The organism is Paenibacillus sp. FSL R5-0887 (assembly GCF_038002305.1).
GTDB classification, from domain to species: Bacteria; Bacillota; Bacilli; order Paenibacillales; family Paenibacillaceae; genus Paenibacillus_AQ; species Paenibacillus_AQ odorifer.
Window position 1 is genome coordinate 1,866,983 of sequence record NZ_JBBOCE010000001.1, and the last position, 12,812, is coordinate 1,879,794.

11 protein-coding genes are annotated in these 12,812 nt (G+C 44.8%); 2 read left to right on the forward strand and 9 right to left on the reverse strand.

Annotation, left to right across the window (positions count from 1 at the left end; genetic code table 11):
* Positions 1-22: 22 nt before the first annotated feature.
* Positions 23-1,033 (reverse strand): 2-oxoacid:acceptor oxidoreductase family protein, encoded by a 1,011-nt coding sequence (locus MKY14_RS08460; protein ID WP_076184469.1) that lies wholly within the window; start codon positions 1,031-1,033, stop codon positions 23-25.
* Positions 1,034-1,355: 322 nt separating this feature from the next.
* Here MKY14_RS08460 and MKY14_RS08465 point away from each other — a divergent pair, with 322 nt between their 5' ends.
* Both MKY14_RS08465 and MKY14_RS08470 read left to right on the forward strand, forming a co-directional pair.
* Positions 1,356-2,699, forward strand: a complete 1,344-nt coding sequence (locus tag MKY14_RS08465) for an amino acid permease (RefSeq protein ID WP_036688050.1) — start codon at positions 1,356-1,358, stop codon at positions 2,697-2,699.
* A 95-nt stretch (positions 2,700-2,794) separates the two neighbouring features.
* Positions 2,795-3,607, forward strand: coding sequence for a hypothetical protein (locus MKY14_RS08470; RefSeq protein WP_340010403.1), 813 nt, complete (start codon positions 2,795-2,797; stop codon positions 3,605-3,607).
* Positions 3,608-3,975: 368 nt separating this feature from the next.
* Here MKY14_RS08470 and MKY14_RS08475 read toward each other — a convergent pair whose 3' ends face one another.
* The 8 genes from MKY14_RS08475 to rhaA all read right to left on the reverse strand — a co-directional run bounded on the left by MKY14_RS08475 (position 3,976) and on the right by rhaA (position 12,785).
* The gene (locus tag MKY14_RS08475; RefSeq protein ID WP_076194691.1) at positions 3,976-5,427 is read right to left on the reverse strand and encodes a nicotinate phosphoribosyltransferase; all 1,452 of its coding nucleotides are present in this window, start codon (positions 5,425-5,427) and stop codon (positions 3,976-3,978) included.
* Between the two features lie 51 nt (positions 5,428-5,478).
* The gene (locus tag MKY14_RS08480) at positions 5,479-6,018 is read right to left on the reverse strand and encodes a cysteine hydrolase family protein (protein ID WP_076194688.1); all 540 of its coding nucleotides are present in this window, start codon (positions 6,016-6,018) and stop codon (positions 5,479-5,481) included.
* A gap of 29 nt (positions 6,019-6,047) precedes the next feature.
* Positions 6,048-6,818, reverse strand: a complete 771-nt coding sequence (locus tag MKY14_RS08485; protein ID WP_036688055.1) for an NUDIX domain-containing protein — start codon at positions 6,816-6,818, stop codon at positions 6,048-6,050.
* Positions 6,819-7,060: 242 nt separating this feature from the next.
* On the reverse strand, positions 7,061-7,510 hold the full coding sequence (locus MKY14_RS08490) for a RicAFT regulatory complex protein RicA family protein (RefSeq protein ID WP_076128288.1): 450 nt from the start codon (positions 7,508-7,510) through the stop codon (positions 7,061-7,063).
* A 25-nt stretch (positions 7,511-7,535) separates the two neighbouring features.
* A complete protein-coding gene (gene miaB, locus MKY14_RS08495) occupies positions 7,536-9,122 on the reverse strand; it encodes a tRNA (N6-isopentenyl adenosine(37)-C2)-methylthiotransferase MiaB (protein WP_076194685.1) in 1,587 nt (528 codons plus the stop codon).
* A 273-nt stretch (positions 9,123-9,395) separates the two neighbouring features.
* Positions 9,396-10,490 (reverse strand): NADH:flavin oxidoreductase, encoded by a 1,095-nt coding sequence (locus MKY14_RS08500; protein ID WP_076280043.1) that lies wholly within the window; start codon positions 10,488-10,490, stop codon positions 9,396-9,398.
* A gap of 149 nt (positions 10,491-10,639) precedes the next feature.
* Positions 10,640-11,485 carry a rhamnulose-1-phosphate aldolase gene (gene rhaD / locus MKY14_RS08505; protein ID WP_036688060.1) on the reverse strand — a complete coding sequence of 282 codons (846 nt, stop codon included), beginning with the start codon at positions 11,483-11,485 and terminating at the stop codon, positions 10,640-10,642.
* Positions 11,486-11,528: 43 nt separating this feature from the next.
* Positions 11,529-12,785 carry an L-rhamnose isomerase gene (gene rhaA, locus MKY14_RS08510; RefSeq protein WP_076280044.1) on the reverse strand — a complete coding sequence of 419 codons (1,257 nt, stop codon included), beginning with the start codon at positions 12,783-12,785 and terminating at the stop codon, positions 11,529-11,531.
* Between the last annotated feature and the right edge of the window lie 27 nt (positions 12,786-12,812).

Genomic DNA, 12,812 nt, shown 5'->3' on the forward strand with positions numbered 1-12,812 from the left:
TATTCCACCTTTCCTCCGTTAATTAGGCCTCAGTAACGAGATCAAAAATATGCCGGACCGTATGACTCTCTGCGTAGCCCTCTTCCTCACGTTCGCCAGACAAGGCAGTTGTAGGACAAGCTTCTACACATTTTAAACAGCCTTTGCAGTATTGATAATCAATACCTTGCAGGAACATTTGTGGACGCCCCTTCTTATCAGGCTGCTCATCCCAAACAAAACACAGATCAGGACACACCGTATCGCACTGCGCACAATGAATACAATCCTCCTGCTTAAAATGAGGCAGCAAACCGGAGCGAGAAATGCTCAAGTTCTTTAAAAAGCTGCTGCCAGGATTCGTAATGGTACCGCCGATAGGCTGTGTTTCATAACCCAATGCGGAAATATCAGACCGCACGAACTCAGGCATTGTCACGCCCGCAGGCAGTGGAAAATGCATAAACTTAACTTCATTAAATCCACGGTCGAAAGTAGTCAGTGCTGACTGTACTGCCTGTGGATATTTTTTGCCTAGTGATGTCTCTATAACGCCTTTCATAATTTCAGGGTCCAAGAAATCACACATCCGGAACAACGCGCCTAGCATCGCCATATTAACGCGGTTTTTCTCATCTAAGGCGATCGTTGTAGCATCAACGACTGCAATAGTTCCTGCCATCATATTCAGGGAGGATTTCAATTCCTCCGGCGATTTTGCTGAGTTCACCAATACTGTGCTATGTTCATAAATTCCGCTAATTACGTTAACTGTCTTTGCTAATGCTTCGTGAAATACCCCAACAACATGCGGACGCTCAACCGGAGACGTGTCACGAATAGGCGTATTCAAATCACAAAACCGGATATGCGCTTTTACCGCTGATCCCTTCTTCTCCGAACCATATGATGAAAAGCTGACCCCATTCATTCCAGCACCGACAACACCTGCTTCTGCAAGCATTTTACCAGCCAGGTTCGCACCCAACCCTCCAATTGACTCCAGACGAATCTCAAAAAATCCGAGCTCGTTCACTTTTGGTAACTGTACCACCGACATAGCCCCTTTCAGAATGTCATCTAGTATAATATCCTTTTGACTTTTTCAACGATTGTAACTTGATTTTGCAAGACGCGAAGTGATAAATCTTGCATTTTCCAAGTGTTGCCTAAGCTTATTTATCTACTTTCATTTAGCAATAAAATTAAAAATTAAGATGTTAAATTCATCACATTCTTCATGATAAATATCACACACCGATGAAAAATCACCTCTATTTCTACAAATGTGTATCATTTATACTTTTCAACTAGTCCATTTCAGGATAAACTGATTCTTGGTGTAATTTTTTGAACCTACTTAGGAGGCATTAAATGTGAAGTCAAACGAAGCATCATTACAGAAAAAATTGCTTCCACGGCATATCAGCTTTATGGCGATGGGCGGCGTAATCGGTACGGGGATTTTTAAAGGAAGCTCTGAGACGATAAGCATTGCTGGACCAGGGGTTGTTCTCTCCTATGTATTGGCAGGCTTGCTGCTACTAGTCGTTATGGGTGCAATTGCCGAAATGGCCACGGTATACCCGAACAAAAATATGAAGGAATTCATCCGCGAGGCTTTTGGAGAACGGCTCTCCTTCATCGTGGGTTGGCTATATTGCTTCATGTGGTTGACTGTCTGCGTAATCGAAGTGCTGGCGGCAGGAAGCTTCTTGCAGTACTGGTTACCGGATGTTCCATTATGGCTACTGAGTCTAGCAAGTGGTGCTTTAATTATTGGCATCAATATGATGAGTGTAAGCGGTTATGGAGAGACGGAGTTTTGGTTAGCAGGAATCAAAATAGCTATGATTATCATCTTTATTATTCTGGGAGCTGCATTATTGTTTGGGCTATTGCCTATGTCTGAAGGGACTCCCTATTTAAGTAATTTTACGGATTATGGCGGATTATTCCCACAAGGCTGGACACCTATCTTCTCTGCCCTTCTGGTCGTCATGTTCTCCTACGGCGGATCTGAGCTGATTGGACTAACTTTAACAGAAACTCAAGATGCAGAAAAAGTGTTGCCTAGAGTTGTCAAAAGCTTCATTTTACGTGTTATTCTGTTCTACACCATTCCAATTCTGATCATCTGTGGGTTAATTCCTTGGAATCAGCTTAACGAGCATACCAGCCCCTTTGTGCAGGTATTAGCAGCTACAGGACTTAAGGGTGCTGACCATGTTATGAACTTCATACTGATTACGGCTGTGCTCTCTGCTGCTAACTCTGGTATCTACGGCGCCACACGGATGTTGCACTCTTTGGCTTCACAGGGTGAAGCTCCACGTAGCTTAGCAAAGACCTCAGCAAAAGGTGTGCCGATCAACAGTCTTAAACTTTGCGCTATAGTTCTTTTTGTTGGTTCTATGTTAGCGTACTTCGCACAGGATGGACTTTTCCGGCTGCTGATGGCTGTTCCCGGCTTCGTAGTAAGCTTGGTATGGATCAGCATCTGCCTATCACAGCTGAAGCTGCGGAAAACCTATCCTAAAGAGCCAAGCTTTAAAGTGTGGGGTTTCCCTTATATTACGATTTTGACGCTTATCTGTTTGTCGGTTATCACGATTTCCTTCCTTTTCGACACTCAGAACCGGATCAGCATAGGCACATGTCTGGGCTTCCTGCTGATGCTTACCATCTGGTCATTCGCTAAATTCCGAAAGAAGAACTAAACTATATATCTCGCACTTACATGAAAAAAGGTGTATCCATTATTCTTCGCGATCGCGTAGAACGGGGATACACCTTTTCTTATGGGACCGTTGATTTGCCTACTCGCATCGAATTCGCCCTATTCTACGGAATTTATACCGTTGATTTGCTCACTCACACCGGATGCGCCCCATTCTGCGGGATTTATACCGTTGATTTGCCTACTCGCATCGAATTCGCCCTATTCTACGGGATTTATACCGTTGATTTGCTCACTCGCACCGGATTCGCCTCATTCTGCGGGATTTATACCGTTGATTTGCTCACTCGCACCGGATTCGCCTCATTCTGCGGTATATATACCGTTGATTTGCTCACTCGCACCGGATTCGCCTCATTCTACGGGATTTATACCGTTGATTTACCTAATCGCACCGGATTCGCCCCATTCTACAGGATTTATACCGTTGATTTACCTACTCACACCGGATGCGCCTCATTCTACGGGATTTATACCGTTGATTTGCCTACTCTCACCGGATTCGCCTCATTCTGCGGGATTTATACCGTTGATTTTCCTACTCGTACCGGATGCGCCTCATTCTGCGCGATTTATACCGCTGATTTTCCTACTCGTACCGGATGCGCCTCATTCTACGGGATTTATACCGTTAATTTGCTCACTCGCACCGGATTCCCCTCCTTCTGCGGGATTTATACCGTTGATTTGCCTCCTCGTATTGGATTCGCCCTATTCTACGGGATTTATACCGTTGATTTGCTCACTCGCACCGGATACGCCTCATTCTGCGGGTTTTATACCGTTGATTTTCCTACTCGCACCGGACGAGCCCCATTCTACGGGATTTATACCGTTGATTTGCTCACTCACACCGGGCGCCTCATTCTACGGGATTTATACCGTTGATTTGCTCACTCGCACCGGATTCGCCTCATTCTACGGGATTTATACCGTTGATTTACCTAATCGCACCGGATTCGCCTCATTCTAAGGGATGTACTTATTCTTTTGGGGGTATGATAATTTGTCGATATACTTTAACTAGTGTTCTGTTGCACAAAATGCAACAAAAGCCAAATCAGATATACGCGGACAAACTAGCTTAATATACTTTCAGAAAATAAACTCACGGCGTTCGAAGTTAACAAACGAAAGCTTCACCCAACGTCAGCTTCACCCAAACGTCAGCTTCACCCAAACGTCGGCTTCACCCAAACGCAAAAAAGCACGGGAATCTAATCTTCCCGTGCTTCTTTCCATCGAAACTACAAAATCTACTCGATCTCCGGCTGAATATGCTCCGCGATCAATTGTTGCTTGCTGGTCCAGACCTTCTCACTCAGATTCACCCGGTACACCTCTGGATTGAGCTTACGCAGATATTCCGGCCAGAACAGATCCTTCTGCTCCCGATGGTAACGGCGAACTTCATTCAGATCCGGCAAAGTATAGACCTGGAAGCCGTTCACGTAAATCGGCTCAAGCATAGGCAGCGCTTCATAACGCTCCACATACTTGTGCATGTATGGATGCAGCGGATTAAACAGCTTCACCCGACCGCCGTTACGTGGAGATTCCTCTTCCGGGAAGCAGATATAATCTGCTAGCGCTTTGCCATTTTTCCCGATAATCCGGAATACGTCCTTGCTGCCTGGTGTGGATACTTTTTCAGGGTTAGAAGAAATCTTGATTGTCGGTACCATTTCTCCAGTTGCGGACTCAATTTCTACCAGCTTATAAACTCCACCCAAAGAGGGTTGATCCGAAGCCGTAATCAATTGTGTGCCTACACCCCATGTGTCGATGGCTGCACCTTGCAGCTTCAGATCCATGATTGTATTCTCATCCAGATCGTTGGACGCCACAATCTTCACATAATCGAGCCCCGCTTCATCCAGCATATTCCGTGCCTGCCGGGATAGATAGGCCAAGTCACCGCTGTCTAAACGGATACCGATCATCTTTTTACCTTGAGCTTCAAGCTTTTTGGCGGTTCTAATCGCATTCGGCACACCACTGCGCAACGTATCGAAGGTATCAACTAATAGTGTAACTTCATCAGGCATCACCTTGGCATAAGCATCAAAAGCTTCCTGCTCACTGCTGAAGCTCTGAACCCAAGAATGAGCATGTGTACCTTTGGTAGGGATGCCAAACATTTTACCTGCCAGCATGTTGGAGGTTGCATCAAAGCCGCCGATATAGGCCGCTCTAGCGCCCCAGACCGCCGCATCCGCTTCTTGTGCCCGACGGGTACCAAACTCCAGGAGTATATCATTCGGAGCTACCTGCTTGATTCGGGAAGCCTTCGTAGCGATCAGCGTCTGGTAGTTCATGAAGTTCAGAATAGCGGTCTCCACCAGCTGCGCTTCCATGATCGTCCCTTCCACACGGATTAGCGGTTCATCCGGGAAAATCAACGCCCCTTCTTTCATCGAATAAACGTTGCCCTGAAAATGAAATTGCAGCAATTCTTCCAAAAAGGCAGGAGCGTAATTTTCTTCTTGCTCCGACAAGTAACGGATATCATCTTCGGTAAAACGCAAGCCGCCGATGTACCCAACGATACGCTCTAGTCCTGCGAACACGGCATAGCCGTTTCCGAAAGGCAATTTGCGGAAATAAGCTTCAAATACAGCTTTTCGCTTATGGCTTCCATTCACCCAGTGAGCATACATCATATTGATCTGATATTTATCTGTATGTAGCGCAAGTTCTCTCTTCAAGTCCTCATCTCCTAATATCCACGTTGCTGTATGTGTATGTTTTTTATAGTATTATGCCTTAACAACGTCTGCTCCTAAACTTCCCCGGAAATGATTTAGTGCCCATTTATGTCCATCCGCGTTGAAGCTGGCGACCGCATCTTCGTGCACAGTAATAGTAAAACCTTTGTTATATGCATCCACCGCAGTGTGCAAAACACATATATCTGTACATACGCCAATCAAATGAAGGTCAGTAATGCCACGTTCCCGCAGCTTAATCTCCAGATCAGTTCCACTAAAAGCGCTATATCGAGTTTTGTCCATCCAATAGATGGAATCCTGGTCAGCTTCATAAACAGTTTTCAAACTTCCATAAAGCTCCCGCCCTCTAGTCCCTCGTACATTGTGAGGTGGAAACAGTTTACTCTCGGGATGATAAGGATCATTGTCTTCATGTAAATCCACAGCCATTACAACATAATCGCCATTTTGGACAAACTCAGACGTTAATTGGCTGATTCTTGGCTCGATATCGATTGCAGGCTGCCCAACCGGTAAATTCCCATCGACAAAATCATTGGTAAAGTCAATTACTATTAGTGCTCTCATGAGAATCGTCCCTCCCCTGATTTAAGACACTACGTATAAATGGACAACAATGGCTCGTGATCTGTAAACATATACAACTGAGCCGGGCGTTGTGAGTATTGATTGGAGCTGAGTGCATTGCCCTCTTCATCTCTCACTTCTTTTAATATACCCTGACGGCTGCGTGTTGACGTGATTTTACGAATAAAATTTGGTTCTTTAAATTCTGGCACTACTGTCTGAATTACCTGATAAAGCTCACTTAGCGTAAAATGCCTAGGCAAAAACTGTCTTGCTATCGTTGTCTGCAGCATTTGCTGTTGGATACGTACGTATGCATCCTTGATGATTTCATGGTGGTCAAAAGCGAGCTCCAGTTCTTCTAACGCTTCCTGCAACGTAAATAAACCCACTTCACCCGCATCGTCGGAAGCTTGTCTTTGCTCCAGCATCCACTCTTCTACTAAAGCGAAAAAGGCATGACTGATAATCCATCCCCGAGGGTCGCGGCCAGGTGTACTATAAACCCCAAGATATTCTAAGTGACCTCCATCAACACCGGTCTCTTCTTTCAGCTCACGAGTTGCAGCATCATATATAGACTCATCTTCCTGACAGAATCCGCCTGGTAGAGCCCACATGCCTGCACATGGCCATTTTTTCCGTCTAATTAACATTACCTTCAACTCACGTAAAGGCAGCGTCTTGGTGACCGTCTTCCGCTCGCGTTTGGTAAGTGTAAACATTACAATGTCGGCCGGAACACCATCCGGTGTACGATATTTTTTGGCGTTATAGGTTAATTCCCCATTGTCGCTCATAATTGCCCCATCCTTTTCCGAAGCTGTAGTTTTACTTATTCGTATCTTTAAATGTACCAAACATGTTCTTCATAAATCAACAGATGAATTCCATTATTTTACATTATCCTACAAAAAAGACTATATGAGAAACGACGTTGTCGTTGAATTATAAGGATTATGTATTTTCATGTACTTTACTTCTACCTCTTATATTGAAATAAAGGGACGGATCTGCATCCGCCCCCTGAACTGAGTGTGGGTTATCCGCATGTGGTCGGAGGCGCTTCAGTGCCGGCTTCCACATTTATTTTTTCCGAAACGGTATCTCTAATCACGGAAATTACCAGCTGAAGCAAATAATTAATGTCGCTCTGGCTTTGCTGAAATTCGTTCACGACTGGAATACCGTCGATCTCATCTTGCAGCACTTCAATTTCACGTTCAATTTTGGCGACCATATCTTTATTATTGAAGCTTTCGAAGGCCACGATTTCTTTTTGTTTTTTCTTAATGGTCGCAATCAGTCCTTGCACACGCTCGTGATTAAGAATTTTTTGCTCAGCCTGCTGAAAATGGCGTACCTCTTCACTGGTTGAGATTAATGATGCTAGTTCTTTAGCTTTGCCCATAATATCCTCGCGAACGATCAGATCACGGGTATTATAAGTTTTCATTCCATATTTATTCAACTGTTGTTCTTCTGTACTCATTAGTCATCTCCCCATTCGTATGTGATTAATGAACAGCTGCGGCCTCAACCACAATATCCCCTTTAATGTACCATGTTTTGGTATCTGTAATTCTCACGTTCACAAATGTGCCGATAAGCTCCTTAGGACCTTCAAAATGAACCAGCTTGTTAGCGCGGGAACGGCCGGAAAGGACTTCGGAGTTATTCTTACTCTCCCCTTCAACCAGCACCTCTACAACTTCATCCAGCATTCGGTCATTAATAATCCGGCTGTTCTCTTTGATGAGATCATTTAATCTTTGCAGACGTTCACTCTTCACCGACATCGGTACATTATCTTCCATCGCCGCTGCTGGTGTGCCCTCACGTGGAGAATAAATGAACGTATATGCCATATCATACCCAACCTCACGCACAAGCGATAGGGTATCTTCAAATTGCTCATCAGTCTCCCCAGGGAAACCAACGATAATATCGGTACTTAATACAGCATTCGGCACACTTATCTTAATCTTGCGTACTAATTCCAGATAAGCTTCCCGGGTATATTTACGGCTCATTTTCTTAAGAACGGCAGTACTTCCCGATTGAACCGGCAGATGGATATGCTCCACCAAGTTGCCGCCTTTGCCCAAAACCTCAATCAATTTATCGTCAAAATCTCGTGGATGCGATGTCATAAAACGAATGCGCGGAATATCAATCAGACGCATATCATCCATCAGGTTCCCGAAGGTGTAATCAATATCCGTAAAGTCTTTACCGTAAGCATTTACGTTCTGCCCCAATAGCGTTACTTCCTTGAAGCCTTGGCGCGCAAGCTCTCTCACCTCAGCGATAACGTCCTCTGGACGACGACTGCGTTCTTTACCGCGTGTAAACGGTACGATGCAATACGTGCAGAACTTATCACAACCATACATAATGTTCACCCAAGCGCGCATGCCTTCCCGCTTCTTCGGCAAGTTCTCAATAATGTCGCCTTCTTTGGACCATACCTCAACCACAAGCTCCTTACTAAATACCGCTTCTTTAATGAGGTGTGGCAACCTGTGAATATTATGCGTACCGAAGATCATATCCACGAAGCCATGCTTTGACATAATCCGGTTGACTACGCCTTCCTCTTGCGACATGCAACCGCATACCCCTAACAACAGACCCGGCTTCTCGATCTTCAGGTTCTTAAGATGTCCTAGCTCTCCAAATACCTTATCCTCGGCGTTCTCCCGAATCGCACAAGTATTCAGCAAAATGAGATCCGCGTCATTCCGGTCAGCGACACTGCGGTAGCCCATCTGTTCCAATAGGCCCTTCATCGTTTCCGTGTCATGCTCATTCATTTGGCAGCCATAAGTCGTTATATGATAATATTTGCCCACTCCGAAATTCTGCATCTCTTCAGGAATCTCGAAATCATAATGCACTTCTATTTCTTCCTTGCCGCGCCGTTTTCCTTCTTTATAGTCAGGCTGGCTATTAATTTGCACATTTCTTCCTTTAATCCGGTAAGTAACCTTACCTTCCTCTTCACTAATTACCTTTGCATCACTAAAATCAAAATATTTCGAATAATCCTTAGAACCCTTGCCGGATTTTAAGTCCGGTGAGTTATGGTTCCCCTTTGTCATGCTGTTTTCACGTCCTCTATTGTTCAACAATTATTTTTATACTTTGCTAATTTAAAATTATAACATAATGCTGGCCTAACATAGAAGTGCCCGGTCTATTAATGATGTAATGAAGCGTTGCATATCGACAAAAAAATACCCCGCCAACGTTTGGCAGGGTCAAGTTCTATCATATTAAGGGGGGTATGCTACTATTATAAGCAGATACACTACTCTTGAAACAGTTACACAACCTCTTACCTAAAAAAATAGTCATTGTATATTCTGCTAGTTTTAGTAAAGCGTATTCGTCGCTTCAGGAGTAAATGGGATGATTTCGTCTATCGCTCCACTTTGTACTTTGGCAGGCCAAGCCGGATCGCTAATAAGCGCTCTGCCCACTGCAACCAAATCAAACTCCTCCCGATCGAACCTTTCAGTTAACTCATCAATATTATCCTCAGGCTTCTGAGCTTTATCTTCCTCGAAGAAATCGCTTTGCAGGCCAATAGAGCCTACTGTAATACACGGCTTCCCGGTAAGCTTCTTAGTCCACCCAGCTAAATTAAGATCAGAGCCAGCAAATTCAGGTTGACTGAAGCGTCGGGTCGAGCAATGAAAGATATCTACACCCGCTTCGCTAAGCGGTGCTAGGAAACTCGCAAGTTCTTCTGGAGTCTTCGCCAGCTTCTCATCATACGCCCCCAACTTCCACTGGGAAAAGCGCAGCACGATTGGGAAGTCTGGTCCAACCGCTTGACGACATGCTTTAATGATCTCGACAGCGAATGTTGTTCTTCCTACCAAATCACCACCGTAACGATCGGTACGTTTATTCGTTCTATCCCAGAAGAACTGGTCTATCAGATACCCATGAGCGCCATGCAGCTCAATGCCATCAAAGCCAACGCTTTTGGCATTTGCCGCCGCTTGAGCGAAGGCTGTTACTAAACTTTCAACCTCTTCTGTGGTCAGCGGCTCTGTCACCGGCTCACCTGCTAAATTCAGACCCGAAGGGCCTACAGGAAGGGCTTCAACGTTAGGATACTCGCCGATTGTACGCGCCATCCCCACATGCCAAAGCTGCGGGATGATCTTGCCGCCAGCTGCGTGAACCTCTTCCACAACCTTCTTCCAGCCTTCTAAAGATGCATCTTCATGTATATTAGGAATATCTTGGTGACTGACAGCCGCTGGATGATTTATCGCAGTACCCTCAGTAACAATTAATCCCACTCCACCCTCTGCACGTCTACGATAATAAGCGGCAACATTGCTTCCCGGCACACCCTTCGGAGACTGCGCGCGTGTCATCGGCGCCATTACAAATCGGTTCGACAGCGAAAGATTCCCCACTTGAAAAGGTAAAAATAGTTGCTCTGTATTCATATGTTACCTCCAATTTATTAATTGATTACTTTAAGTAAGCTTATTATCCACCCAAAAGATGGGAAATGCAAATTTTAAGAAAAAGACAACAAAAACCGGACCTCGCAGAATCTACGAATGTCCGGTTTTCACCAAATTATAATGACTCTCTAGACTTCAAGAATCCCCGCTTTAGGTGTAACTCCAAATGCTTTAGCTAAATCCCATAGCTGTTGGTCTGTGATCTTTTGTTTGATTTCTCTACCGCCAATCAAGTTGTAGATCGTCGCAGCCTTTTCAACCGTTTCTACTAGACCAAAGGTAGCATCCATGGTGGAGCCAGTGCCAAAAATCCCATGCTGCGGCCAGATGACTAAACGGTGATCCTTCATTTTTTTGGCAGTCTCACGGCCGATTTCACTGCTGCCCGGAACAATCCACGGAATAACACTGACGCCATCAGGGAAAACAACAAGGCACTCTGTGCACATTTCCCATAACGTTTTGGTAAACTTCAGTTCGTCCAGATCATGCGTGAAGGTCATCGCGATAACATTTGTAGCATGTGTATGCAGCACGATACGGTGTGTGGGATCTACTTTCAGACGTTCAATATGACTCATAAAATGCGAAGCGAGCTCACTCGTAGGAACTGCACCATTCCGCAATCCCCACAATACTTCCACACTTTCGCCATTGCCGCTAACCCTTAACACACCCAGATTCGCTTCAGGGTCTTTAATCACATTTCTGAAATATTTGCCCGAACCTGTTACGATAAAATACTTGCCTGCTAATTCTTTTACCGGAAAGGTGAGTTTGATCGTGCGCAACGGCTCCAGTACATTAATATACTTAGCCACCTCATTCTCATCCAGTAAATAGCTGACATTCCCACCATTCAGTTCATCCCAGCCAAGCTCCCACATATGACGGGTGATCTCTGACATTTCCTGAATAAATGGAGCTTCACTACTGGCAATATAACCTTTTGATTCTAACAACGATGTACTCATAGTCTATTCTCTCCTTTGTATTTGCTGCTCTCCGTATCCACTTTTATCTTAAAGACAAAACGTCTTGTTCATAATTTTTCACTTCTGTAAGCCATTGCTCACGCACCGGTGTACCTTGTGATGCACAGTAGTAATCCCAGACCGCTCCAAACGGATACGATTTGAACTCTTCTACCAGAGCAAGACGTGAAGTATAATCCCCGGACCGCTCGATTTGCTTAAGCTCTTCCACTGGTTCCAGCATCGCACGCAGCAACGCCTTAATAGTGTTGCGGGTGCCAATGACCCATGCCGCGAGATGATTGATACTGCCATCAAAGAAATCCAATCCAATATTCGTACGAGGAAGTAAATCCCCGCGAACCAATTCACGGGCGATTTCCAGCAGCTCATCATCCATTGTTACCACATGGTCACTGTCCCAGCGGACAGGTCTGCTGACATGCAGCAGCAGCTGCTCACTGAACATCAGAATCGAAGATAATTTATTCGAAATCACTTCTGTAGGATGAAAATGTCCCGCATCCAAACAGATCGCTTTTCCATTTGTTAAACCATAACCCATATAGAATTCATGAGAGCCAACCACATAACTTTCAGAACCAATTCCAAACAGTTTACTTTCCAAGGCATCCATATTATAAAGCGGATCTATTTCCTGACTAAAAATCTCATCCAGCGACTCTTTTAAACGTACTCTTGGTGCTAGCCGATCTACTGGCGTATCTTTATATCCGTCTGGAATCCAAAAATTCGTCACACAAGGCTGACCCAGCTCCCGCCCAAAATGCTCAGCGATCGTACGTGAAGCTTTACAGTGTCTGATCCAGAAATTCCGAATCTCCGCGTCCGAATGACTGAGGGTGAATCCATCGGCTGCTTTCGGATGTGAGAAACAAGTAGGGTTAAAATCAAGCCCTAAGCCCTGTTCCTTCGCCCAATCCACCCAGGATTGAAAATGTCGTGGCTCTAGTTCATCCAAATCTACAGGTTCATCTGTATCTGCGTAAATAGCATGCAGGTTAACCTTATGTTTACCAGGAATAAGAGATAACGCCTTTTCTAAATCTTGACGTAGTTCATTTGGTGTACCCGCTCGGCCCGGATAACTTCCCGTTACCGCAATGCCCCCGCTTAGTTCTTTTTCCTTAAAAAGAAAACCTTTTACATCATCACCCTGCCAGCAATGTATGGAAATTTTAATTTGCGCGAGTCGCTCCAGCACTTTATCCACATCAATACCGTGGGCTGCGTATAGTTTTTTGGCTTCGTTATAACTAGTGATAATGCTCTGATCCATGCTGTTTATCCTCCTAAATTAGTGCAA

Excerpts from the sequence above, each read along its gene's own strand:
- MKY14_RS08480 (WP_076194688.1), bottom strand. The coding sequence starts at position 6,018 with ATGAGAGCACTAATAGTAATTGACTTTACCAATGATTTTGTCGATGGG.
- MKY14_RS08485 (WP_036688055.1), bottom strand. The coding sequence starts at position 6,818 with ATGAGCGACAATGGGGAATTAACCTATAACGCCAAAAAATATCGTACA.
- MKY14_RS08490 (WP_076128288.1), bottom strand. The coding sequence starts at position 7,510 with ATGAGTACAGAAGAACAACAGTTGAATAAATATGGAATGAAAACTTAT.
- miaB (WP_076194685.1), bottom strand. The coding sequence starts at position 9,122 with ATGACAAAGGGGAACCATAACTCACCGGACTTAAAATCCGGCAAGGGT.
- MKY14_RS08500 (WP_076280043.1), bottom strand. The coding sequence starts at position 10,490 with ATGAATACAGAGCAACTATTTTTACCTTTTCAAGTGGGGAATCTTTCG.
- rhaD (WP_036688060.1), bottom strand. The coding sequence starts at position 11,485 with ATGAGTACATCGTTGTTAGAATCAAAAGGTTATATTGCCAGTAGTGAA.
- rhaA (WP_076280044.1), bottom strand. The coding sequence starts at position 12,785 with ATGGATCAGAGCATTATCACTAGTTATAACGAAGCCAAAAAACTATAC.